The following is a 23,932-nucleotide window of genomic DNA, read 5'->3' as shown; positions in this document are numbered from 1 at the left end:
TAACAAGATTCCATTAGCCACGCCCGCTGACAACGGGCCAACGAAGAACTTTGAACCATGGCCACTATCCACGTAGACGGCAAAGCGCTCGAAGTCGATGGGGCGGACAACCTGTTACAGGCGTGTCTGTCACTCGGCCTCGACATCCCGTATTTCTGCTGGCACCCCGCGCTTGGTAGCGTCGGTGCCTGTCGCCAGTGTGCGGTCAAGCAATACACCGACGAGAACGACACCCGTGGTCGTATCGTCATGTCTTGCATGACCCCAGCCACCGACAACACCTGGATCTCCATCGACGATGAAGAATCCAAGGCGTTCCGCGCCAGCGTTGTCGAATGGCTGATGACCAACCACCCCCACGACTGCCCGGTCTGTGAGGAAGGCGGTCACTGCCACCTGCAAGACATGACGGTGATGACCGGCCACAACGAGCGCCGTTATCGCTTCACCAAGCGTACCCACCAGAACCAGGACCTCGGCCCGTTCATTTCCCACGAAATGAACCGCTGCATTGCCTGCTACCGTTGCGTACGCTTCTATAAAGACTACGCCGGCGGCACCGACCTGGGCGTCTTTGGCGCCCACGACAACGTGTACTTCGGTCGCGTTGAAGACGGCGTGCTTGAAAGCGAGTTCTCCGGCAACCTCACCGAGGTCTGCCCGACCGGTGTGTTCACCGACAAGACTCACTCCGAGCGCTACAACCGTAAGTGGGACATGCAATTTGCGCCGAGCATCTGCCATGGCTGCTCCAGCGGTTGCAACATCTCCCCGGGCGAGCGCTACGGCGAACTGCGTCGTATCGAAAACCGCTTCAACGGTTCGGTCAACCAGTACTTCCTGTGCGACCGTGGCCGTTTCGGCTATGGCTACGTCAACCGCGAAGACCGCCCACGCCAGCCGCTGCTGGCCGATGGCGCCAAGCTGAGCCTGGATGCAGCGCTGGATAAGGCTGCCGACCTGCTGCGTGGCCGCAATATCGTCGGTATTGGTTCGCCACGCGCCAGCCTGGAAAGCAACTTCGCGTTGCGCGAGCTGGTAGGTGCCGAGCACTTCTACTGCGGTATCGAAGCCGGCGAGCTGGAGCGCATCCGCCTGGTCCTGCAAGTGCTGAACGACAGCCCGCTGCCGGTTCCGAACATGCGCGACATCGAAGACCACGATGCGATCTTCGTACTCGGTGAAGACCTGACCCAGACCGCCGCGCGCATCGCGCTGTCCCTGCGTCAATCGGTCAAAGGCAAGGCCGAAGAAATGGCCGACGCCATGCGCGTACAGCCTTGGCTCGACGCCGCCGTGAAGAACATCGGCCAGCACGCGCTGAACCCGCTGTTTATCGCCTCCCTGGCTGAAACCAAGCTCGATGACATCGCTGAAGAATGCGTACACGCCGCGCCGGACGACCTGGCCCGCCTCGGTTTCGCCGTGGCCCACGCCCTCGACGCCAGCGCACCCGCCGTTGAAGGCCTGGACGCTGAAGCTGTCGAGTTGGCTCAACGCATTGCCGACGCCCTGCTGGCGGCCAAGCGCCCGTTGATCATTGCCGGTACCTCGTTGGGTTCCAAGGCGCTGATCGAAGCCGCCGCCAACATCGCCAAAGCCCTGAAGCTGCGCGACAAGAACGGCTCCATCAGCCTGGTGGTACCGGAAGCCAACAGCCTGGGCCTGGCCATGCTCGGTGGCGAGTCCGTGGACGCTGCGCTGCAAGCCGTGACCGAGGGCCGTGCCGACGCCATCGTGGTGCTGGAAAACGACCTGTACACCCGCACCGCTGCGGCCAAGGTTGACGCTGCGCTCAACGCCGCCAAGGTGCTGATCGTGGCCGACCACCAGAAGACCGCCACCAGCGACCGCGCCGATCTGGTGCTGCCAGCCGCCACCTTCGCCGAAGGCGACGGTACCCTGGTCAGCCAGGAAGGCCGCGCCCAGCGCTTCTTCCAGGTGTTCGATCCGAAGTACATGGACGCCAGCATCCTGGTGCACGAAGGCTGGCGCTGGCTGCATGCCCTGCGCGCGACCCTGCTGAACCAGCCGATCGACTGGACCCAGCTCGACCACGTCACCGCTGCCACCGCCGCAAGCGCGCCGCAGCTTGCTCGTATTGTCGATGCCGCGCCGTCTGCCGCGTTCCGCATCAAGGGCCTGAAACTGGCACGTGAGCCACTGCGTTACTCCGGCCGCACCGCCATGCGTGCTGACATCAGCGTGCACGAGCCGCGTACCCCGCAAGACAACGACACCGCGTTCGCCTTCTCCATGGAAGGTTATTCGGGTTCGGCCGAACCGCGTCAGCAGGTGCCGTTTGCCTGGTCGCCGGGCTGGAACTCGCCGCAAGCCTGGAACAAGTTCCAGGACGAAGTCGGTGGTCACATCCGCGCTGGCGACCCAGGCACCCGCCTGATCGAAACCAGCGGTGACTCGCTGAACTGGTTCGCTGCGGTACCGCGTCCGTTCAACCCGGCGCCGGGCACCTGGCAGGTTGTGCCGTTCTTCCACCTGTTCGGCAGCGAAGAAACCTCTTCCAAGGCCGCGCCGGTTCAAGAGCGTATTCCTGCCGCTTACGTGTCCGTCGCCAAGTCCGAAGCCGACCGCCTGGGCGTCAACGACGGTGCCCTGCTCAGCCTCAACGTCGCGGGCCAGACCTTGCGTCTGCCGCTGCGTATCAACGATGAGTTGGGTGCTGGCCTGGTTGCACTGCCTAAAGGCATCGCCGGTATTCCGCCTGCCATTTTCGGCAAAACCGTTGACGGTCTGCAGGAGGCAGCGCAATGACTTGGTTCACGCCGGAAGTAATTGACGTGATCATCTCGGTGGTCAAGGCCATCGTGATCCTGTTGGCCGTGGTCGTCGCGGGCGCCCTGCTCAGCTTCGTCGAACGTCGCCTGCTGGGCTGGTGGCAGGACCGTTACGGTCCGAACCGCGTTGGCCCGTTCGGTATGTTCCAGATCGCGGCCGACATGCTGAAAATGTTCTTCAAGGAAGACTGGACCCCGCCGTTTGCCGACAAGGTGATCTTCACCCTGGCACCGGTGGTAGCCATGAGCGCCTTGCTGATTGCGTTTGCGATCATCCCGATCACCCCGACTTGGGGCGTGGCGGACCTGAACATCGGCTTGCTGTTCTTCTTCGCCATGGCCGGTTTGTCGGTATACGCGGTGCTGTTCGCCGGTTGGTCGAGCAACAACAAGTTCGCCCTGCTGGGCAGCTTGCGTGCCTCGGCCCAAACCGTATCCTATGAAGTGTTCATGGGGTTGGCACTGATGGGCATCGTGGTGCAGGTTGGCTCGTTCAACATGCGCGACATCGTCGAGTACCAGGCGCAGAACCTGTGGTTCATCATTCCGCAGTTTTTTGGCTTCTGCACCTTCTTCATCGCTGGCGTGGCCGTGACTCACCGTCACCCCTTCGACCAGCCGGAAGCGGAACAGGAACTGGCCGACGGTTACCACATTGAATATGCCGGTATGAAGTGGGGCATGTTCTTCGTGGGTGAGTACATCGGCATCATCTTGATCTCGGCCCTGCTGGTCACGCTGTTCTTCGGCGGCTGGCACGGTCCGTTTGGCATTCTGCCGCAGTTGGCCTTCTTCTGGTTTTTCCTGAAGACCGCGTTCTTCATCATGCTGTTCATCCTGCTGCGCGCCTCGATTCCGCGCCCACGCTATGACCAGGTGATGGATTTCAGCTGGAGATTCTGCCTGCCGCTGACCCTGATCAATTTGCTGGTGACGGCTGCCGTCGTGTTGTTGAACACGCCAGCTGCCGCGGTTCAGTGAGGATTTGACCCATGTTCAAATATATTGGCGACATCGTTAAGGGTACCGGTACCCAGTTGCGAAGCCTGGTGATGGTGTTCGGTCACGGCTTTCGCAAACGCGACACCCTGCAATACCCCGAAGAAGCGGTGTACCTGCCGCCGCGCTATCGCGGCCGCATCGTACTGACCCGCGACCCCGACGGCGAAGAGCGTTGCGTAGCCTGCAACCTGTGCGCCGTGGCGTGCCCGGTGGGTTGCATTTCCCTGCAGAAAGCTGAAACCGAAGACGGTCGCTGGTACCCGGACTTCTTCCGCATCAACTTCTCGCGCTGCATTTTCTGCGGCCTCTGCGAGGAAGCTTGCCCGACCACCGCGATCCAGCTCACACCGGATTTCGAGATGGCCGAGTTCAAACGTCAGGACCTGGTGTACGAGAAAGAAGATCTTTTGATCTCTGGTCCCGGTAAAAACCCTGATTACAACTTCTATCGTGTTGCAGGTATGGCCGTTGCCGGTAAGCCAAAAGGCGCCGCACAAAACGAAGCCGAGCCGATCAACGTGAAGAGCTTGCTGCCTTAAGGAAGAAAGATGGAATTCGCTTTCTATTTCGCATCGGGTATTGCAGTGGTGTCCACGCTTCGCGTGATCACCAACACTAACCCCGTGCACGCCCTGCTCTACCTGATCATTTCGCTGATCGCCGTGGCCATGACCTTTTTCAGCCTCGGCGCACCGTTCGCCGGTGTGCTGGAAGTGATCGCCTACGCTGGCGCCATCATGGTGCTGTTCGTGTTTGTGGTGATGATGCTCAACCTGGGGCCGGCTTCGGTCGCCCAGGAGCGCGTCTGGCTCAAGCCCGGCATCTGGCTCGGCCCGGTTGTGCTCGCAGCGCTGCTGCTGGGTGAACTGCTGTATGTGCTGTTCGCTCACCAGAGCGGCCAGGCCATCGGCCACACCACCGTAGACGCGAAAGCCGTGGGCATCAGCCTGTTCGGCCCGTACCTGCTGGTGGTCGAACTGGCTTCGATGCTGCTGCTCGCCGCAGCCATCACTGCCTTCCACTTGGGCCGCAACGAAGCCAAGGAGCAATGACGATGCCTGCTATCCCTTTGGAGCATGGTCTGGCGGTCGCCGGCATCCTGTTCTGCCTCGGCCTGGTAGGCCTGATGGTTCGCCGTAACATTCTGTTCGTGTTGATGAGCCTGGAAATCATGATGAACGCCGCAGCACTGGCGTTCATCGTGGCAGGCGCACGTTGGGGCCAGCCGGATGGACAAGTCATGTTCATCCTGGTGATCAGCCTGGCAGCCGCCGAAGCCAGTATTGGCCTGGCGATCCTGCTGCAGCTGTATCGTCGCTTCCACACGCTTGATATCGACGCTGCCAGTGAGATGCGCGGATGAACATGATCTTTCTGACTTTCGTATTCCCCCTGATCGGTTTCCTGCTGCTGTCGTTCTCTCGCGGACGCTGGTCGGAAAACCTCTCGGCCCTGATCGGCGTGGGCTCCATCGGCCTGTCGGCCATCGTGGCCGCCTACGTCATCTGGCAATTCAACGTGGCGCCGCCAGAAGGCGGTCACTACACCCTGGTGCTGTGGCAGTGGATGGCGGTGGAGGGCTTCAAGCCCAACTTCGCCCTCTACATCGACGGCCTGTCGATCACCATGCTCGGCGTGGTGGTGGGTGTGGGTTTCCTGATCCACCTGTTCGCGTCCTGGTACATGCGCGGTGAAGCGGGCTACTCGCGCTTCTTCTCGTACACCAACCTGTTTATCGCCAGCATGTTGTTCCTGGTGCTGGGCGATAACCTGTTGTTCCTGTACTTCGGCTGGGAAGGCGTGGGCCTGTGCTCGTACCTGTTGATCGGTTTCTACTACAGCAACCGCAACAACGGTAACGCGGCACTCAAGGCGTTTATCGTCACCCGTATCGGCGACGTGTTCATGGCCATCGGCCTGTTCATCCTGTTCCAACAGGTGGGCACGCTGAACATCCAGGAGCTGCTGGTGCTGGCACCGCAGAAATTCCAGGTCGGCGACTTCTGGATCACCCTGGCGACCCTGATGCTGCTGGGCGGCGCCGTGGGTAAATCCGCGCAACTGCCGCTGCAAACCTGGCTGGCGGATGCGATGGCCGGCCCTACCCCGGTTTCGGCACTGATCCACGCCGCCACCATGGTGACCGCCGGTGTCTACCTGATCGCCCGTACCCACGGCCTGTTCACCCTGGCGCCGGACATCCTGCACCTGGTGGGCATCGTGGGCGGCGTGACCCTGGTACTGGCCGGCTTCGCCGCGCTGGTGCAGACCGACATCAAGCGTATCCTCGCCTACTCGACCATGAGCCAGATCGGCTACATGTTCCTGGCCCTGGGCGTCGGCGCCTGGGACGCGGCGATCTTCCACCTGATGACCCACGCGTTCTTCAAGGCCCTGCTGTTCCTCGCCTCCGGTGCGGTGATCGTGGCCTGCCACCACGAGCAGAACATCTTCAAGATGGGCGGCCTGTGGAAGAAACTGCCACTGGCCTACGCCAGCTTCATCGTCGGTGGTGCCGCCCTGGCCGCCCTGCCGTTGGTGACCGCGGGTTTCTACTCCAAGGACGAAATCCTCTGGGAAGCCTTTGCCAGCGGTAACCAGAACCTGCTGTACGCAGGCCTGGTGGGTGCGTTCATGACCTCGCTGTACACCTTCCGCCTGATCTTCATCACTTTCCACGGTGAAGCCAAGACCGAAGCGCACGCAGGCCACGGCATCTCCCACTGGTTGCCACTGTCGGTGCTGATCATCCTGTCGACCTTTGTCGGTGCGATGATCACCCCGCCACTGCACGGTGTATTGCCACAAAGCGTCGGCCATGCCGGCGGCGAAGCCCAGCACAGCCTGGAAATCGCCTCGGGCGCCATCGCCATCGCCGGTATCCTGCTGGCGGCCCTGCTGTTCCTCGGCAAGCGTCGCTTCGTGACTGCCGTGGCCAACAGTGGCATTGGTCGCTTCCTGTCGGCCTGGTGGTTCGCTGCCTGGGGCTTCGATTGGATCTACGACAAGCTGTTCGTCAAACCTTACCTTGCGATCAGCCACGTGCTGCGCAAAGACCCGCTCGACCAGACCATCGGTTTGATCCCGCGTGCCGCCAAGGCCGGTCACACCGCCCTGAGCCGCAGCGAGACCGGCCAATTGCGTTGGTATGCAGCGTCCATGGCGGCCGGTGCCGTGCTGGTGATCGGCGCCATCGTCGTGGTAGCGGTCTGACTATGTTTAAGTGCATTGCGTACTTTGCAAACTTGCGAAAGGAAACGAGCCCGTCATGATTCTGCCCTGGCTAATCCTGATCCCCTTTATCGGCGGCCTGCTCTGCTGGATGGGTGAACGCTTCGGCGCCACCCTCCCCCGCTGGATTGCGTTGCTGACCATGTCCCTGGAACTCGCACTCGGCCTCTGGCTGTGGGCCCATGGCGACTATTCATTCGCTCCGGCACCGGGCGTCGATCCCACCTTCGCGCTTGAGTTCAAGCACGTGTGGATCCAGCGCTTCGGCATCAACGTGCACCTGGCCCTCGACGGCCTGTCGCTGTTGATGATCCTGCTGACCGGCCTGCTGGGTATCCTCTCGGTACTCTGCTCCTGGAAAGAGATCCAGCGTCACGTGGGCTTCTTCCACCTGAACCTGATGTGGATCCTGGGCGGTGTTGTCGGCGTGTTCCTGGCGCTGGACCTGTTCATGTTCTTCTTCTTCTGGGAAATGATGCTGGTGCCGATGTACTTCCTCATCGCGCTCTGGGGTCACAGTTCTTCGGACGGCAAGAAAACCCGGATCTACGCGGCGACCAAGTTCTTCATCTTCACCCAGGCCTCCGGCCTGATCATGTTGGTGGCGATCCTGGGTCTGGTACTGGTCAACTTCAACAACACCGGCGTGATTACCTTCAACTACGCCGACCTGTTGAAAACCAAGATGTCGCTGACCACCGAGTACGTGCTGATGCTGGGCTTCTTCATCGCTTTCGCGGTGAAGCTGCCGGTGGTGCCGTTCCACTCCTGGTTGCCTGACGCTCACGCCCAGGCGCCAACTGCCGGTTCCGTGGACCTGGCCGGTATCCTGCTGAAGACGGCGGCCTACGGCCTGCTGCGTTTCGCCCTGCCGCTGTTCCCGAATGCTTCGGCCGAATTCGCGCCGATCGCCATGACCCTGGGTCTGATCGGGATCTTCTACGGAGCGTTCCTGGCTTTCGCGCAAACCGACATCAAGCGTCTGATTGCCTTCTCGTCCGTTTCCCACATGGGTTTCGTACTGATCGGTATCTACTCCGGCAGCCAGCTGGCGTTGCAAGGCGCAGTGATCCAGATGTTGGCCCACGGTGTTTCTGCCGCTGCGCTGTTTATCCTGAGTGGCCAGTTGTACGAGCGCCTGCACACCCGTGACATGCGTGAAATGGGTGGCGTGTGGTCGCGCATCGCATACCTGCCGGCGATCAGTCTGTTCTTCGCCGCCGCATCCCTGGGCTTGCCGGGTACCGGTAACTTCATCGGCGAGTTCCTGATCCTGATGGGTGCCTTTGTGCAGACGCCGTGGATCAGTGCCATTGCTACCTCCGGCCTGGTGTTCGGTTCGGTCTACTCGCTGATCATGATCCACCGCGCCTATTTCGGCCCGGCCAAGTCCGACACCGTCCTGCAAGGGATGGATGCGCGCGAACTGATCATGGTGCTCGGCCTTGCGGTGTTGCTGATCTTCATCGGCGTGTACCCGCAACCGTTCCTGGACACTTCTGCCGCAACGATGCATGGCGTGCAGCAGTGGTTCGGCACCGCCTTCTCTCAACTCGCTTCGGCCCGGTAAGAGCGCTATGGAATTCACGATCCAACACTTTATCGCGCTTGCGCCGCTGCTGATTACCAGCCTCACCATCGTGGTGGTGATGCTGGCAATCGCCTGGCGCCGCAATCACTCGCAAACGTTCCTGCTGTCCTGCGCCGGGTTGAACCTGGCCCTGCTGTCGATCATCCCGGCCCTCAAGGTCGCACCACTGGCGGTCACGCCATTGATGATGGTCGATGACTTCGCGCTGCTGTACATCGCCCTGATCCTGGTGGCGACCCTGGCCTGCGTCACCCTCGCCCACGCTTACCTCGGCGAAGGCGGCACCGGCTACCCGGGCAACCGCGAAGAGCTGTACCTGCTGATCCTGCTGGCTGCGGCCGGCGGAATCGTGCTGGTCAGCGCGCAGCACCTGGCGGGCTTGTTCATCGGCCTGGAACTGCTGTCGATCCCGACCTACGGCCTGGTGGCCTATGCCTTCTTCAACAAGCGTTCCCTGGAAGCCGGCATCAAGTACATGGTGCTGTCGGCCGCCGGTTCCGCGTTCCTGTTGTTCGGTATGGCCCTGCTCTACGCCGAAGCCGGCAGCCTGAGCTTCACCGGTATCGGTCAGGCCCTGGCCGCCACCAACAGCCCTGCGCCGATTGCCCAGTTGGGCCTGGCGATGATGCTGATCGGCCTGGCGTTCAAGCTGTCGCTGGTGCCGTTCCACCTGTGGACCCCGGACGTGTACGAAGGCGCCCCCGCACCGGTGGCCGCGTTCCTGGCCACTGCGTCGAAAGTGGCCGTGTTTGCAGTGATGGTGCGTCTGTTTCAGATCTCCCCTGCCGCCAACACCGGCGTGCTGAGCAACGTGCTGACCGTGATCGCCATTGCGTCGATCCTGTTCGGTAACCTGCTGGCGCTGACCCAGAACAACCTCAAGCGTCTGCTGGGTTATTCGTCCATCGCCCACTTCGGCTACCTGCTGATCGCCCTGGTGGCGAGCAAAGGCCTGGCCGTGGAAGCCATCGGCGTGTACCTGGTCACCTACGTGATCACCAGCCTTGGCGCATTCGGCGTGATCACGCTGATGTCGTCGCCTTATAAAGGCCGTGATGCCGACGCCCTGTACGAATACCGCGGCCTGTTCTGGCGCCGTCCGTACCTGACCGCCGTACTCACCGTAATGATGCTGTCGCTGGCCGGTATTCCGCTGACGGCGGGCTTTATCGGCAAGTTCTACATCGTCGCGACCGGTGTTGAAGCCCACGAGTGGTGGTTGGTAGCGTCCCTGGTACTGGGCAGCGCCATCGGCGTGTTCTACTACCTGCGTGTGATGGTCACCCTGTACCTGATCGAGCCAAACCTGCGCCGTGTGGATGCCGAGCTGCATTGGGAACAGAAGGCAGGCGGCGTGATGCTGCTGGCCATCGCCCTGCTCGCGTTCTTCCTGGGCGTGTACCCACAACCGTTGCTCACCCTGGTGCAGCACGCGGTGCTGGGCGTTTGATCGCTTAGGTTGATGCAGTAAACAGAACGGCGCCTTTGGGCGCCGTTTTGCGTTTCAGGGGCAAGACATTAGAGATGCAGTGCAACCACTGTCGTCTTCGCGGGCAAGCCCACTCCCACATTTGGAATGCGTTCCCTGTAGGAGCGAGCTTGCTCGCGAAAAACGTCGACGATAATGCGTGCTTCCTGAATAAACGCGGCGCCTGTGAGTTTTTCGCGAGCAAGCTCGCTCCTACATGCCCTCAATATACTGGCCCTCTTTGCCCATATTGTGGCTACAGATATAAAAACGCCTCGATTCACATCGAGGCGTTTGTGTTCAAACTTGCGGTTTGCCCGGGCGATAACCTTAGAACGCGATACCCACCTTGAAGCCATACTCATCACGCTTGAGCTTGGTGTTATCGGCCACATAGGAGTCGTCGTCGAGCTTGTACTCGGTGCGGGTGTAGTACAGGCCCGCCATCACTGGCAGGTCGCCCTTCTGGTTCATCAGCAGGCTGACTTCGGCATAAGGGTTGGTGCGGTCCTTGAGGTCCACGCTGTCGCTGCCAACGCCGTCAACCTTGAGTTTGGCGCGCCCATCAATGGTGCGGCGGGCGCCGGCTTCAACGCGCAGGGTCATGTCATCGAACTGGTGGTTGTAGCCCAGCGCAGCCTTGGCAAACGGCGACTTATTGGTGAGCTTCATGTCGTAGTCATTGGTGTCCGGCTCATAGCGAGTCCAGGTGTAGCCACCGCCCACGATCACGTCGACGAAGTTGCGCGCATCCAGCGCGGCACGCCAGCCGAGGTCGAGGTCAGCCTGGCCTTCCTTGAGTTTGTTATCGCTCTTCTCGCCGTACTTGGCTTCGATACCGGCCTGGTAGATGAAGCCGGATTCGGCGGTGAGCTTGTTGCCGAAGTTATAGAACAGGCCCGCTTCGGGCATGTGGTCCTTGTCGCTTTCGCTGCCCCCTTCAAGTTTGAAGTCGTTGTAGCTGCCCATGATCCCGAACGTGGAAATCGGGTCGGTGGAGGGTGCAGCAAACACCACGCCAGGCGCAGCTACCAGGGCCAGCAGCGAGGTGTTCTTGACGAATTTTCCGAATAGTTTGGACATCGTTTTACATCTCCATTTTAAGGTGGGCAAAGTATTCAGGAATCGGTTCGAACCCTGGCGTTTGCGAAAAGTTCGAACTGATTTGCACCAAAATGGAGAAAAAACGGTTCAGCGAAGGCTCTATCTCAATATTCTTCAGGATCCATGCGAATAAGGCGTTCGACGGCTTCGCGCAGTTGAGGCTGATCCGGCAGCTGAATGCCGAAGGTGTCGCGCAATAGCCCGAGCAGTTCATCGGCACTCTCAAGCGTGCGCTTTTCACTGGGTCGATCCAGGTAATGAAGCGCATAGCGGGCGTTGGCCAAAGTATGACGTTGACCGGGAGCCAGCAGCGCCGCTTTCAACTGCCCCACGAACGGTGACCCCGGATGCGTTGAGACATACCAGTTGCCGATTTCGTAGTCGATATCGGCCTGCACTTGCAAGTCGAACACATACAAGCCGCGCCACTCCTCACCGACCTGGGCCCACAACGTGTAGCTACCCTGATGGTGTGTCAGGCGAAAAGGCTCATGGGCCGTGGCCTGGGGTGCCTCGTTGTCCAGTTGCAACGGGCTGCTGGGGACCATGCCACCGAAGCCCACATCGGTGATATAGCGCACGCCATCAAGGGTCACCAGGCTCAGACGGTGAGTACGCCCGGTGTGGGCATCCGGTGGCCCGCCAATCACCACACGACCGGTGATGCCGCGGGCGTCAAAACCCAGCGTCTGCAACAGCGCCAGGAACAGCTGATTCAACTCATAGCAATAGCCGCCGCGTCCCTGGTGCAACACCTTCTGCGCGACGTTTGGCAGGTCAATCGGCACCGGCACCTGCATCAGGGTCGACAGGCTTTCAAAGGCGAAGGTGCACACATGGCGCAGTTGCAAGTCCCGCAGGGTCTGCAAGGTCGGCGCCGGCGGCGAGGCATAGCCCAGGCGTTGCAGGTACAGGCGGCTATCCGTGGGTGTGAGCATGGCGCGATCCTCGGGCGCAGGGCAAGAGCGTCACTATGCCGCGCCTCTGCGTACGTTGTCATTTTGAATGAACCTTTTAGAACGCCGGCCTATCCATCTATAACAAGACAGGGAGGCAACATGAGTACCGCAAAAATCTACACCATCCACTATCAGCTACACGGTAAACCCAAGTCTTTCGTGGTGCGCGCCGAGGTGATGAACAACGCCGAAGCCTGGCACTGGGCGGCTGTTGATGCCGACATTGCGCATGTCAGCCGCATCGGTCGCGTTGGTCACGAGCAAGTGAAAAAAACCACCCGGCCCTGGGCGGAAAAATACGGTATCAGCGACGTCAGCTGGAACCCGCCCAAATAAACAAAGCCCGGCTCAATGAGAGCTGGGCCTTAATGGTACATAGTTGTTCTGATAGCCGTCACAAGGCTTCGTCTTGAAGGCTTTAAGCATCGAAAAGCGGCGATGTATGGCTGCATCGTTATGAATCGCATCATCCAAGCGCTGGCGGCTACGTCAGCGTTTTTTTTTGCGCCAGTGCATTGGCAAGCAGCCCTAACCCATCGCTATGTGCCAGGCAATCAGGCTCGCAACATCCATTACATTCGCTTTACAGCATATACGGATAATCATATATTCGATTTTTCACATGCCAGAAAAGTGAGTATCGGGAAGCTTTATGAACGAGCCAATCACCCCCACCGTTTTGTTCAAAAGCCTGGCAGATGATACTAGAGCCAAAATAACGCTTCTTATCGCCCGCGAGGGCGAACTCTGTGTATGCGAACTGACCGCCGTTCTTGAGCAGAACCAACCAAAGATATCTCGACACCTCGCGTTGCTGAGGTCCTCTGGGTTACTGGCGGATCGCCGCCAAGGGCAATGGGTTTACTACCGACTCCACCCTGACCTTCCTGCCTGGGTCACCGAAATGCTTAAAGGTGTCGTAGATGCCAACCAGCAGTGGCTGTTGACAGAGACCAAGCGGCTCCGTGAGATGAATGATCGCCCAGTCAATCAGACCGTCTGCGGCTGATCCAACTATTGGACACGAGCCGCTCACATGCCAGCCACGCTGAGCGCCTTGGATTTGCACCTCAGCTTTTGATTCCAGGAGATCACGATGAAAGTCCTCTTCATGTGCACCCACAACAGCTGCCGGAGCATTTTGTCCGAAGCGGTGTTCAATCACCTTGCTCCTGAAGGAATGCAAGCAGTCAGTTCCGGAAGCTTCCCCAGTGGCCGGGTAAACACCCAGGCGATTCAAACGCTCAAAGCGGCTGGTATCCCTACTGAAGGTCTTAGCAGTAAAGCGTCCGATGCCTTTGAAGGGTCGCCTCCAGACATCGTCATCACCGTCTGTGATCGTGCTGCCGGCGAAGCCTGTCCGATTTTCTTGGGCGCGGCGCTCAAAGCTCACTGGGGGCTGGCTGATCCATCCGAAGCCACGGGATCGCAGGCGCAGATCGACGCGGCATTCCAGCAAACCCTGAGCAAAATTCAGGAGCGGGTCAACGCGTTCATTTCGTTGCCTGTCGCTACATTGAACGAAGAAGACCTCAAAGCTGAGCTAACCCGCATCGGCACGTTGTAAGCCAAGCGTCACAGGGCCCGGAGTCACTATGAAAGACCTTTTTCCAAACATCGAAGCAGATCTCATCGACGTCCCAAGCATGGAACGGCTCAGTCCTCGTGAGCCGTCCACGCATAAACCGCGCATCCTTCTGATCTACGGGTCGACCCGCGAGCGTTCGTTCAGCCGGTTGGTTACCCAGGAAGCCGCGCGGTTACTGGAGCACTTCGGCGCACAAACGCGGATCTTCAATCCATCAGGATTACCGCTGCCGGATGATGCTCCAGATACCCATCCGAAAGTCGCTGAACTTCGCGAGCTAATGCAGTGGTCGGAAGGCCAGGTGTGGTGTTCTCCGGAGAGGCATGGATCAATGAGCGCCGTATTTAAAGCTCAGATCGACTGGGTGCCTTTGGCAATGGGCGCCGTACGTCCAACCCAGGGTAAAACCCTGGCGGTCATGCAGGTTTGCGGCGGCTCTCAGTCTTTCAACGTGGTGAATCAATTGCGCGTTCTGGGGCGCTGGATGCGCATGGTGACTATCCCCAATCAATCTTCAGTTCCCAAGGCGTTCACCGAGTTTGGCGAAGATGGACGCATGAAGCCTTCGCCTTACTATGATCGGCTGGTCGACGTGATGGAAGAACTGATGAAGTTCACGCTGCTATTGCGTGACCGTCAGGACTACCTGGTAGACCGTTACTCGGAGCGCAAAGAGTCGGCTGAAGAACTGTCGAAACGAGTGAATCAGCGCTCCATCTAAGGGTCCCACGATGCGTTCACCATCGCGACAAATACCCCCTCAAAGAGGGGGCACTGGTGCGGTTAGAATCTAAAAAACCCCTGGCTATAGTTCACTTCTTCAAGTCGCCCAACGGATCGTACGGCGGCTTTTTCTCAGATGAATTTTTCTCATCCAGCGGCGCAATAGCAGGGCCTACCGGGTCAACCTGCGGGTCGGCCACATCGGGCGAGTCCGGATCAAAACCCAGCTCATCCTTGCCACTGGCGTGCTCGTTGGAGTGGGGACCATCGGTACGTTTGTTCATCAGATGCTCCTGCTAAAGCGGGCGCGCTTTGTCGTGGAGGTTTTCCAGGTCTTCTTCGGCGCGCTCGACATCGTTGTCGGGGCCACGCTCTTTGGGATCGTTGGGACGCAGTGCATCGTTGTCGCGCTCCTCTTCACCCGGTGTGCGGTTAGGATCCGGTGTACCCGGCGGTGGCTGCTTGTGTTCAGACATGACGGCATACCTCATGAGGGCTTCACAGGTTTAGAGAAACCGTGCGCAGCCATCGTTCAACTTCATTGTTGCAAGCATGAGAAGATGAGCGCCCTTTCTGGAGACCTGACCCGGATGTTCGAGCTCAAACCCTGCGACCCCGTCACCTACCGTCAACAGACGCGCCGCAGCACGCTGATCGTGGCCGTGCTGTTCCTGGCCCTGGCCATGCTGCTGTCGAGCCTGGCGGTGATGCTGTTCGGCGAACCTGGCGGGGACAACTTTCGCTTCAATGTCGGCGGTGTATTTGCCGCCGTGTTGGTCGTGTTGGCGCTGGTGCGTGGCCCGTTCTGGTCCCAGCCCTGGCTGGCGCCGGCGGTGTATGGCTGGCAGCTCAAGCGCAGCCTGATGAGCGTGACCAACGTAATGCACAAGGTCACCGAGCGGGTACAAGCCAACGACCCCACCGCCATCAAGCTGTTGCGTTTCTATCACCTGGGGCTGACGCAGATGCATGAGCTGGACGCCAACTCCAGCGCCCAGGCGCAACTGGTTGGCGAGATCAACGCACACAAGGCGAAGATGCACGCGATGGGGATCGATACCGAACAAACCCGGCTCGATCCCGCGTGGCTGGAAACGCTCAAAAGCGCTTGAGGCGTGCCTCAGGAAGCAGGCAAAAAGGCGTTTAAAAAACCAGACTCAGGTCCAGGCGCCCTTCCCTCACCGGCGGGCACCAGTAATAGCCACCGGTCAGCGGCTTGCTGATGCGATACAGGCCATCGACGATCCCGTCCTCCAACCCGCTCATACGCCGAAGCTGGGCCTCAAACGCATCGAAGGAATGCCCGAAGGCGAGAAACATCAACCCCGCTTGGCCATTCTCGGCCCAGGGCATCGAACGACGTACCACAAAGGCTTCCGGGGTAAAGCTCTCCTGGGCCGTGCGTTTGGTATGGGCAGATTCCGGGGCGTCGTCGAGTTCTTCGTTGTCACCATGGCGACGGCCGATAATGTGATCACGCTCCTGGGCAGGCAATGCGGCGAAACCGTCGAGGTCGTGCTGCCATTGCTGGATCGCGGCAAAGCTGGCGCCGCTGTCGGTCAAAGCGGCTTCCACGGCGGCATCGTCGTGAGGGTTCTCTGTGCCGTCTTCGTAGTCGGTCAGGTCAAAACCGGTCTTGTAGCGGAAGCCTTCAATCGATTGCACCGGGCGAAACGCCGGGGCCAGGGCTTTTTCGACGGCCCGGCTGCGCAGCAGCAACTCACCGCGATCCACCCCATGCAGCCATACCCACAACGCCTGCTGGGTGGACGGGTTGTGCGCGCCAGGGGCGCTTACCGAGGGAAATGCGCGCAGCCCTTCAATCTCGGCGCCCAGTGCCTTTACCAGCGGCTCACCGAAACCGACCACCGCCTGCGCATCCGTCAGTTGCACCAGCGCGTCCAATGCTGCGGGCACGGCTTGCAGGGAATCGAGGGCGAAAAACAGATGGCGGGCCTGCAAAGGCACTGGTGCGGCAAGAATGCCCGGCTGGTACTGACTCATGTGAACTCCTTCTGAAAAGCCGCGCAGTTTACCCGGCGCGCACCGCGCTGCGAACAACAATGCGCGCAAGCCTTGCCTTAGAGCCGTCAGTTGGGTGACTCTCTAGTCATGTTTTGCAACTATTCCAGGGGTAGCGACATGACCACCAGCAACCTGCTCGCCCAGCTGTTTCCTACTTCCGTCTCCCAGATTCCCGAGCAATTTCGCCTGGCGGCGCCCATTGAACAGCGCGACTACCTGGTCGATGGCCAGCTGCGGGTGTGGAACGGCCCGCTTGCACGCGTGCAAAGCCCGGTGCAGTTGGGCGATGAACGCGTGCATATCGGCAGCACGCCGCTGCTGGACGCCGAGACCGCCCTAACCGCGCTGGATGCGGCGGTGCGTGCTTATGACCGTGGCCAGGGTGAGTGGCCGACGATGCGCGTTGTTGAGCGCATCCAGCACGTCGAGGCGTTTTTGCGGCGTATGCGCGAACAGCGCGACGCGGTGGTGAAACTGCTCATGTGGGAAATCGGCAAGAACCTTAAGGACTCGCAGAAAGAATTCGACCGTACCTGCGACTACATCACCGACACCATCAACGCCCTCAAAGAGCTTGACCGCCGCAGCAGCCGCTTCGAACTGGAGCAGGACACCCTCGGGCAAATCCGTCGCGTGCCCCTGGGCGTGGCGCTGTGCATGGGGCCTTACAACTACCCCTTGAACGAGACCTTCACCACGCTGATCCCGGCGTTGATCATGGGCAATACCGTGGTGTTCAAGCCGGCCAAGCTCGGTGTGCTGTTGATCCGCCCGTTGCTGGAGGCGTTCCGCGACAGCTTCCCGGCCGGGGTGATCAACGTGATCTACGGCAGCGGCCGCGAAACCGTGAGCGCGCTGATGGCCAGCGGCAAGATCGATATCTTTGCATTTATCGGCACCAACAAGGCCGCCAGTGATTTGAAAAAACTGCACCCCAAGCCACACCGTTTGCGTGCTGCGCTGGGGCTGGATGCGAAGAACCCCGGGATCGTGCTGCCCGAGGTGGACCTGGATAACGCGGTGAGTGAAGCGGTCACCGGCTCACTGTCGTTCAACGGCCAGCGTTGCACTGCATTGAAGATCCTGTTTGTGCATGAGGATGTCGTCGATAGCTTTATCGAGAAATTCAACGCCAAACTCTCGACCCTCAAGCCCGGTATGCCCTGGGAAGACGGCGTGGCGCTGACGCCATTGCCGGAAGTGGGCAAAGTGGATTACCTCAACGAACTGGTGGCCGATGCCGCCCGGCACGGCGCCCAAGTGGTCAATAGCGAGGGCGGCAGCAGCCGTGGTTCGTTCTTCTACCCGGCGGTGCTGTACCCGGTGAACCCGCAGATGCGCGTCTACCATGAAGAACAATTCGGCCCGGTGGTGCCGATCGTGCCCTACCGTGACCTGGAGACCGTGATCGACTACGTGCTGGATTCTGATTTTGGCCAACAGTTGAGTATCTTCGGCACCGACCCCGTCGCCGTCGGGCGCCTGGTGGACACCTTTGCCAACCAGGTCGGTCGCATCAATATCAACGCCCAATGCCAGCGCGGGCCGGATACCTTCCCGTTCAACGGGCGCAAGAACTCGGCCGAAGGCACGCTGTCGGTGCATGATGCGTTGCGGGTGTTCTCGATCCGTACCCTGGTGGCGACCAAGTTCCAGGAGAGTAACAAGGCGTTGGTCAGCGATATCCTGCGCAACCGTGACTCGAGCTTCCTGACGACCGACTACATTTTCTGAAGCCAACCCCGTTCCAATGTGCAGACAGCTCCCACATTGAGTCGAGCACATTCATACATTTGAGGCCACTTCAATACCGATGAACCTGCCCATTTTTGCCCGGCGCCTGCTGCGCCCCCTGCTCGACCCGTACCGCCGCTTTCGTCACGCCAAGCTGATCCACGCCGCGCGCGTGTCTGTGGGTTTGCTGGCGACGATCCTGTTGACCAGCGGCCTGAACCTGCCCCATGGGGAATGGGCGTCGGTGACCATGCTGATCGTGATCGGCGGCCTGCAGCATCACGGCAATATCGGCAAAAAAGCCGTCGAGCGCGCCTACGGCACCTTGATCGGCGCCAGCGTCGGTTTGCTGCTGGTGGTGCAACAGGCTTACTTCGGCCTGCCGCTGTTGACCTACCTGTTAATGTCGGTGGTGTGCGGGTTCTTTTCCTATCACGCCATCGGCAAGGGCGGCTATATCGCACTGCTGTCGGCGATCACGGTGTTTATCGTCGCCGGCCACGGCGATAACCCTATCTCCGATGGGTTGTGGCGCACCGTCGATATCCTCATCGGCATTGTGCTGGCCCTGGCGTTTTCCTTTGCCTTGCCGTTGTACGCCGTGTATTCGTGGCGCTACAACCTGGCAGGTGCCCTGCGTGACTGCGCGCAGATCTACAGCCGCATCATCAGTGGCCAATCGGTGACCGACGATGAGCACCTCAAGCTGCTCAACCGCTTGAACGGGTCGATGGTGCAACTGCGCTCGTTGATGCCGTCGGTGTCCAAGGAAGTGCGTATCTCCATGACCGAACTGGACGCGATCCAGCGGCACCTGCGCCTGTGCGTCAGCACCCTGGAGATTCTCGGCAATACTCGGCCGGATCCTCGCGATGAGCAGGCGACGGCGCGGATGCAGGTGATGCTCAAGGCCGAGCATCGGCAAATTCGGGTGCAACTGGTGGGGATGGCGCGGGCGTTGAAATCGGGGGTGACGGAGCGGTTGGAGCGCAGTGGTCACGCAGCAGGCAGTGAGCCTGCACTGGATGCACCGGTTTACAGTGCGCTGGATGGGTATCGGTTGTTGACGGTGCAGTTGGCGGCGAATGTGGATGCGATGCGCGGGCGGCTGGCTAAACATTCGTCGCATTGGAAGATTTGAACTCATGAGAAACAGGGACGGATTCATAAATAACAGTGATCCGTCCCTTTTTACTCACCACTTTAATAAACTTCGCCTCAATTAAAAAATACCGTATCCATAAGCGTTACCAGACCATTGGTCACGGTTGAATCCCATACCACTCGATAAGTAGACACTGTAATAAGCGTTGGGGGACTCAGGCGGGATACCTTCATCAACCCAAGCAACATCCGTGTGGGGGAACCCGCGCCCAAATGCGCTATAGAGACTTCGAGCAGTATCATATTTAAGCATGATTGCACCCGAATTTCTGATTTGATTGTAGTGCGTTTGCCACGGCGCTAACCCTCCGTAGAAGCGGCATATTCTACCGCCTCCTGAAGTTTGAACGATATAGCCCTTTGACTGGCCCGACGTGTCCGATACGGTAATTGTTGCACTACCTACCCCTGTGAATGTAAGTCGTCCGCTGTACAAATCAACAGTAACTACCGACGTGTTACTTGAACGATATGTCAGGAATCCTGACCCGCCAGTGGCAGTACGGCCAACTGCACCTGTATACGCCACGTCGGTAAACCCGAAGTTTTGCAGCACCCATCCACGCAAATTTACATATAGAGTGCTTTCATCCATAGTTATCCCACGCAAGGTCTTGACAATGTAATTGGTTGGAGGGAACTCGACTGCGTTTTCCTTGCTCGTGTTACCACTGAACTCAACCTCAACGGTTACCGTGATTTGCGCCTTATCAGGGAGCCCCGTCAGCCAGCTGCGAAGTACCGCTTTGTTGACAAGCCCATTGGCGGCCTCTGTTGAGGTGACCAGTTCGCCATCCACCGTGAGTACATTCAAAGGAGCCACTCCGGGGCTCGTGCATGTCATAAATGCACGACTTTCCTGCACACTCAAGGCCCATTTAGGCAACGAGGCCTGCCCGTTCCCTGCAAAGGTATTCACATCCAGACTGCCGCCAGGCTGAATATTGTTGATTCGTGGTTGCGGTAAACTGGCAACAGGAATGGAGTTTACCTTCACCCTCTGTACTTGTGATGGAATCGGGTCCACCACGCCCGGCCGCTCTACCGAATACCTCAGACACACCGTACTGTTTACACTGCGATGCAAGACTTTATCCGCGGTCAGGTTAAATACCACCGAGCCCCCATCCATTCCATTCTCAACTACCGCGTGGTGAGTGCCGTCGGCAAAAATCCATTCCAGCGTTATGCTATCTTGCCCACTCATGCCGGTGTAACTAACGGTTACCGTCGTATTGTGTTCGATCGGCAGCGGGTCCACCGTGACGCTCGACCCGGTATCGGCGGTGCCATTGATAAACGGATGAGGCAATACTCCCGGCTGCGCCTGAATAGTGTAGTGACGCACACCGAACAGCACCGCCGTGCTTTTGTCAGGGATTTCCGCCATGTTGCACAAGAACTTGATGACCAACTCCTTACCATCTTCAAGCAACTTGATCTTGTCAACCGGTGTGGGTGGATTGATTCCATTTCTCACACCCTCATCCGTTACTTCATTGGCGCTGTAGGTTTCTTCGATAACAGTGCTGTCGCTTTCGTAAGTCATCCATATCAATTGGTCCTCATGGATGAAACTCCATACAGGGATATGGGTACGTGCGGTTGGGCTCAGTTGCGACACGTCCAGAATCGGCCCGCCGATGTCTTCGATAATCGGCGTCGGCAGCCCGGTCAGCGCCAGCAATCGCAGGGGAACTGTGAGGGACTCATACTCGAATGCGCCGCGATGGAAGTGATATTTCACATCAATAGTGTTGCCCCCCTCGCGGATCCCTTGGGCGATGGTGCGTGCGTCCAACAGCACACTGACTTCATGGGTCGTCGGATCGCCATCGACATTTTTTGCAGCACTACCGTGATCATCAGCAGTGATCCAATCGACGGTAATAAAGTCAGAGGCCAGCATCGGCCGAAACTTCACGATCACCCGCGCGCCACTCAGGGCCGCCAACGGGTTGAGTTCATCCGGAGAAATCGAGGCACCCTCAATGATCGGCCGATCCAACTGCACACCTTTGCCTACAGTGAGCACCAGTACTTCTGAACGCAGCACCACTTTCGGTGGGCCCGCGCTCTCCAGACTGTAAGAAATGCGTAGGCTACCGTTGAGGTTTTTGTCGAGAATGTCGCGGCTGACCGGATAGGGCAGTTCCTTGCCGGCGGTTGCGCGGTTGATATCGATTGTGCCACTGGCGGAGCCGCCCAGACCTGAGCCAACGCACGACCAGTGAAGCTTGTCGCCGTCCCGAGTACCCAAATAGGTAAAGGTCACCAACACATCGCTACCGGGCACATCAGCCGGGTCCACGTTGTTACCAATAGCGCCTTGCAAGCGTGGCGCCGGCATATCGGCGGTGCGCTCACCGACTTGCGCTCCAAGCGTCGCCGATTGACGCAGCGCCAATGCGCTGCCTCCCAGGATATGGGCGGCGCCATCATTGGTGGTGTATTTAATATCGATCCCCAACCCGTTGAACGGTGCCACTTCGGCCGCAGTGAACGTGTAGGTGCCACCTTGCGAACCGGCCAACTGTTCTCGACTGAGGATAATCGCGCCACCACCACCCGGCGGCACATGGGTGATGGACATCTCTTCCAGCATACCGGGATTGTGCGGTACGTAGGTTGGAACGGTGACGGTGATGTCCTCGCCTACCGGAATCAATCCCAACTCGATGGGGCTGACGCTGGGCGCTGGCATCGAAACCTTGGTGCCGACCACGGTGATCGTGATGCTGCCGGATTGGTGCGCAGCCACATCGGTCGTCCAGATAAATGACGCCCGAAGTGAGCCACCAACGACTTGCGCAATGATGTCGTTATCGATGGGAATATAGGTGAAACCCCGGTTCAAATCAGGCACAGGCCCCAACAAGATAGTCTCGCTGGTGCCGTCGTCCCGCGTGCAGAGCAAGGAAACAGTGATCTCATATCTGGGGCTAGGCGTTGGAAACTGCCGGTCGGTCAGGACGACAAGCTCGAAGGTCGAGCCACTCTGGGTGTCGAAGTCAATCTGTTTAGTGATGGGATCAAGCTCTTCGTCATCCACCAGAAAAATCGGCGAGTTCAGCAGGTTGGGGTCAAGCTCGGCGTTGAGGAAATAGGGTTTGGAATACTGATATTTTTCGCCGGAGAAATTCTCAACTACATCCCGCACGCGAAAACGCAGGGTCAATGTACCCCGTTGCCCGCCCTGCTCGATGATCGATTTAGCTACAAACACACGAATCGGTCCCGCTCCGTCCGCCTCATCGACCGTCACGGTGTGCAGGACAAAAATGCCGTCCCAGGACAGCTCGATCACATCGTTTTTGCGGATATTTTCGTAGGCGTCAACCAGGCAATACAAGCCGAGACCGACATTTTCCAAACGCAGGGTCTCACCTTCGGGGAACCCTTCGACTGCCATTACCAGCCCGGTATGCCATGGGCTGCCCGGGTCAGTATCGGCGCCACCTGGCCGGGTGGTCTTGACCAGAATAATACGCTGGGGGGAGGTGCTTTCGGTGCTGCTGCCTGCCCGCAGAACTCGGCCATATGTGACAACTTCACCCTCCGGCACATGGGGAATCGCCAGGCTCTGGCGAACCAGAGTGTCATCCGCTACGAGGCCGTCAGCGGCGGGGTAAATCAAGTCGTCGAAGTAGATGGCGAAGTAATCGTTAAGACCCAGAGAGGTCCAATTCTCAAATGAATAGAGCGCGTAAGGGCGCACATGCCGGATCCCCAGGCCATACACCGCAACTTCATAGGGCACATGCGCAAGAGGTATGGCCGGATAGGCGGAGTAAGGATGGTCGAGGTTTTCCAAGCGTTGTGGGCCGGCGACAATAGACTCTTTCTGGCGGGACAGACAGGCGACGGGGAACGAAGCGCCGTCAGGGGCGGACAGGATTGGATCGTTGTGGGTATCAGGATAGTCAGACATTCAAAGATCTCCTAGCTGGAGGACACACAGGGATTGTGTGCGTGGGGCCAGGAAGATCAAACAACGGTGAGCGCGCGCGCGTATAGCTGTGAGAATTGACAGTTGCGACGAGTGGCTGTGCGTCAAGCGAAAATGCCGTTAAGACAATGTCCGCACATTCACACTTTTTCTTACATATTTTTCACGTTTTATTCACAAGCCGAGACGTAGTGTGAAGCCTCATCCGTTACAAACGTTGCATATCAAGCCCGCCGCCCCAGCGGGCTTTTTTTTGCCTGTTTTTTGGCTCTGGAAAAACCACCCCTTGTAGGAGCGAGCTTGCTCGCGAAGAACGCAATGACGCCGCGGCAAAACAGAATGCTCGCATTATCGTTGACGTTTTTCGCGAGCAAGCTCGCTCCTATGTATGGACTCGCCCCCACTGTCAACCCGCTTTTCAAACATTGGTACCCGGTTGCATCTATGTATCAGGCCTATTCGAGGAAGCCCTAAACAGCTTCTGGCCAACATTGGATCAGCTCGCGATCTGCCCATTACAAAAAGGCCTCAAGGGCCGGTAGGAGCGCAGGCATCAATTCGCGACGGTCTGACCAGGGGTCAATGTTCGTTAGCACGGG

General features: G+C 59.0%; 21 protein-coding genes. 15 read left to right on the top strand and 6 right to left on the bottom strand.

Translation table 11 applies throughout. The features are described from left to right. The first annotated feature begins 57 nt into the window (after positions 1 to 57). The 8 genes from nuoG to nuoN are packed head-to-tail and all read left to right on the top strand — an operon-like array spanning position 58 to position 10,069. Positions 58 to 2,772 carry an NADH-quinone oxidoreductase subunit NuoG gene (gene nuoG, locus TX23_RS16370; protein WP_057703102.1) on the top strand — a complete coding sequence of 905 codons (2,715 nt, stop codon included), beginning with the start codon at positions 58 to 60 and terminating at the stop codon, positions 2,770 to 2,772. Then, positions 2,769 to 3,776: an NADH-quinone oxidoreductase subunit NuoH gene (nuoH, locus tag TX23_RS16365; protein ID WP_003174724.1), complete on the top strand. Its 1,008-nt coding sequence runs from the start codon at positions 2,769 to 2,771 to the stop codon at positions 3,774 to 3,776. Before nuoG ends, nuoH begins: the two co-directional genes overlap by 4 nt. Before the next feature lie 11 nt (positions 3,777 to 3,787). Next, complete coding sequence (gene nuoI, locus TX23_RS16360) at positions 3,788 to 4,336, top strand: NADH-quinone oxidoreductase subunit NuoI (protein ID WP_003174725.1); 549 nt, start codon at positions 3,788 to 3,790, stop codon at positions 4,334 to 4,336. A gap of 9 nt (positions 4,337 to 4,345) precedes the next feature. Beyond that, positions 4,346 to 4,849 (top strand): NADH-quinone oxidoreductase subunit J, encoded by a 504-nt coding sequence (gene nuoJ, locus TX23_RS16355; protein ID WP_003174726.1) that lies wholly within the window; start codon positions 4,346 to 4,348, stop codon positions 4,847 to 4,849. A 2-nt stretch (positions 4,850 to 4,851) separates the two neighbouring features. Beyond that, positions 4,852 to 5,160 (top strand): NADH-quinone oxidoreductase subunit NuoK, encoded by a 309-nt coding sequence (gene nuoK, locus TX23_RS16350; protein WP_003174727.1) that lies wholly within the window; start codon positions 4,852 to 4,854, stop codon positions 5,158 to 5,160. Continuing rightward, positions 5,157 to 7,010: an NADH-quinone oxidoreductase subunit L gene (gene nuoL, locus TX23_RS16345; RefSeq protein ID WP_014718912.1), complete on the top strand. Its 1,854-nt coding sequence runs from the start codon at positions 5,157 to 5,159 to the stop codon at positions 7,008 to 7,010. The genes nuoK and nuoL overlap by 4 nt, the downstream gene beginning before the upstream one ends. A 55-nt stretch (positions 7,011 to 7,065) precedes the next feature. Next, positions 7,066 to 8,598, top strand: a complete 1,533-nt coding sequence (gene nuoM, locus TX23_RS16340) for an NADH-quinone oxidoreductase subunit M (protein WP_014718913.1) — start codon at positions 7,066 to 7,068, stop codon at positions 8,596 to 8,598. Between the two features lie 7 nt (positions 8,599 to 8,605). After that, a complete protein-coding gene (gene nuoN / locus TX23_RS16335) occupies positions 8,606 to 10,069 on the top strand; it encodes an NADH-quinone oxidoreductase subunit NuoN (protein ID WP_057703101.1) in 1,464 nt (487 codons plus the stop codon). 348 nt (positions 10,070 to 10,417) lie between these two features. Here the strand turns inward: nuoN and TX23_RS16330 are convergent, their stop codons facing one another. Together TX23_RS16330 and TX23_RS16325 are read right to left on the bottom strand one after the other, a co-directional pair. Next, positions 10,418 to 11,170 (bottom strand): outer membrane beta-barrel protein, encoded by a 753-nt coding sequence (locus TX23_RS16330; protein WP_057703100.1) that lies wholly within the window; start codon positions 11,168 to 11,170, stop codon positions 10,418 to 10,420. A gap of 125 nt (positions 11,171 to 11,295) precedes the next feature. After that, complete coding sequence (locus TX23_RS16325; RefSeq protein WP_057703099.1) at positions 11,296 to 12,129, bottom strand: arylamine N-acetyltransferase family protein; 834 nt, start codon at positions 12,127 to 12,129, stop codon at positions 11,296 to 11,298. A gap of 120 nt (positions 12,130 to 12,249) precedes the next feature. On the opposite strand from TX23_RS16325, the gene TX23_RS16320 reads away from it, so the two are divergent. From TX23_RS16320 to arsH, 4 genes are all read left to right on the top strand, one after another. Next, entirely contained in the window at positions 12,250 to 12,486 is a 237-nt protein-coding gene (locus TX23_RS16320) for a DUF6555 family protein (protein ID WP_014718918.1), read from the top strand. A 316-nt stretch (positions 12,487 to 12,802) separates the two neighbouring features. Continuing rightward, the gene (locus TX23_RS16315) at positions 12,803 to 13,159 is read left to right on the top strand and encodes a metalloregulator ArsR/SmtB family transcription factor (RefSeq protein WP_057703098.1); all 357 of its coding nucleotides are present in this window, start codon (positions 12,803 to 12,805) and stop codon (positions 13,157 to 13,159) included. Positions 13,160 to 13,246: 87 nt separating this feature from the next. Further along, positions 13,247 to 13,717 carry an arsenate reductase ArsC gene (locus TX23_RS16310; RefSeq protein ID WP_057703097.1) on the top strand — a complete coding sequence of 157 codons (471 nt, stop codon included), beginning with the start codon at positions 13,247 to 13,249 and terminating at the stop codon, positions 13,715 to 13,717. Between the two features lie 28 nt (positions 13,718 to 13,745). Continuing rightward, complete coding sequence (gene arsH / locus TX23_RS16305; protein ID WP_057703096.1) at positions 13,746 to 14,459, top strand: arsenical resistance protein ArsH; 714 nt, start codon at positions 13,746 to 13,748, stop codon at positions 14,457 to 14,459. A gap of 91 nt (positions 14,460 to 14,550) precedes the next feature. Here the strand turns inward: arsH and TX23_RS16300 are convergent, their stop codons facing one another. Next, complete coding sequence (locus TX23_RS16300; protein ID WP_057703095.1) at positions 14,551 to 14,745, bottom strand: DUF6021 family protein; 195 nt, start codon at positions 14,743 to 14,745, stop codon at positions 14,551 to 14,553. Between the two features lie 12 nt (positions 14,746 to 14,757). Beyond that, the gene (locus TX23_RS16295; RefSeq protein WP_057703094.1) at positions 14,758 to 14,937 is read right to left on the bottom strand and encodes a hypothetical protein; all 180 of its coding nucleotides are present in this window, start codon (positions 14,935 to 14,937) and stop codon (positions 14,758 to 14,760) included. Positions 14,938 to 15,051: 114 nt separating this feature from the next. On the opposite strand from TX23_RS16295, the gene TX23_RS16290 reads away from it, so the two are divergent. After that, entirely contained in the window at positions 15,052 to 15,573 is a 522-nt protein-coding gene (locus TX23_RS16290) for a DUF3087 family protein (protein ID WP_057703093.1), read from the top strand. 31 nt (positions 15,574 to 15,604) lie between these two features. Here TX23_RS16290 and TX23_RS16285 read toward each other — a convergent pair whose 3' ends face one another. Then, the gene (locus TX23_RS16285) at positions 15,605 to 16,465 is read right to left on the bottom strand and encodes a Dyp-type peroxidase (protein ID WP_057703092.1); all 861 of its coding nucleotides are present in this window, start codon (positions 16,463 to 16,465) and stop codon (positions 15,605 to 15,607) included. A 138-nt stretch (positions 16,466 to 16,603) separates the two neighbouring features. Here TX23_RS16285 and TX23_RS16280 point away from each other — a divergent pair, with 138 nt between their 5' ends. Beyond that, the gene (locus TX23_RS16280; protein WP_057703091.1) at positions 16,604 to 18,220 is read left to right on the top strand and encodes an NADP-dependent glyceraldehyde-3-phosphate dehydrogenase; all 1,617 of its coding nucleotides are present in this window, start codon (positions 16,604 to 16,606) and stop codon (positions 18,218 to 18,220) included. A 79-nt stretch (positions 18,221 to 18,299) separates the two neighbouring features. Next, on the top strand, positions 18,300 to 19,361 hold the full coding sequence (locus tag TX23_RS16275) for an FUSC family protein (RefSeq protein WP_057703090.1): 1,062 nt from the start codon (positions 18,300 to 18,302) through the stop codon (positions 19,359 to 19,361). An 81-nt stretch (positions 19,362 to 19,442) separates the two neighbouring features. On the opposite strand, the gene TX23_RS16270 is transcribed toward TX23_RS16275, so the two are convergent. After that, positions 19,443 to 23,315, bottom strand: a complete 3,873-nt coding sequence (locus TX23_RS16270; RefSeq protein WP_209445921.1) for an Ig-like domain-containing protein — start codon at positions 23,313 to 23,315, stop codon at positions 19,443 to 19,445. Between the last annotated feature and the right edge of the window lie 617 nt (positions 23,316 to 23,932).

It is taken from the genome of Pseudomonas paralactis, assembly GCF_001439735.1.
GTDB classification, from domain to species: domain Bacteria; phylum Pseudomonadota; class Gammaproteobacteria; order Pseudomonadales; family Pseudomonadaceae; genus Aquipseudomonas; species Aquipseudomonas paralactis.
The sequence above is the reverse complement of the archived record's forward strand: the minus strand, read 5'-3'. Positions and strand labels throughout refer to the sequence as shown.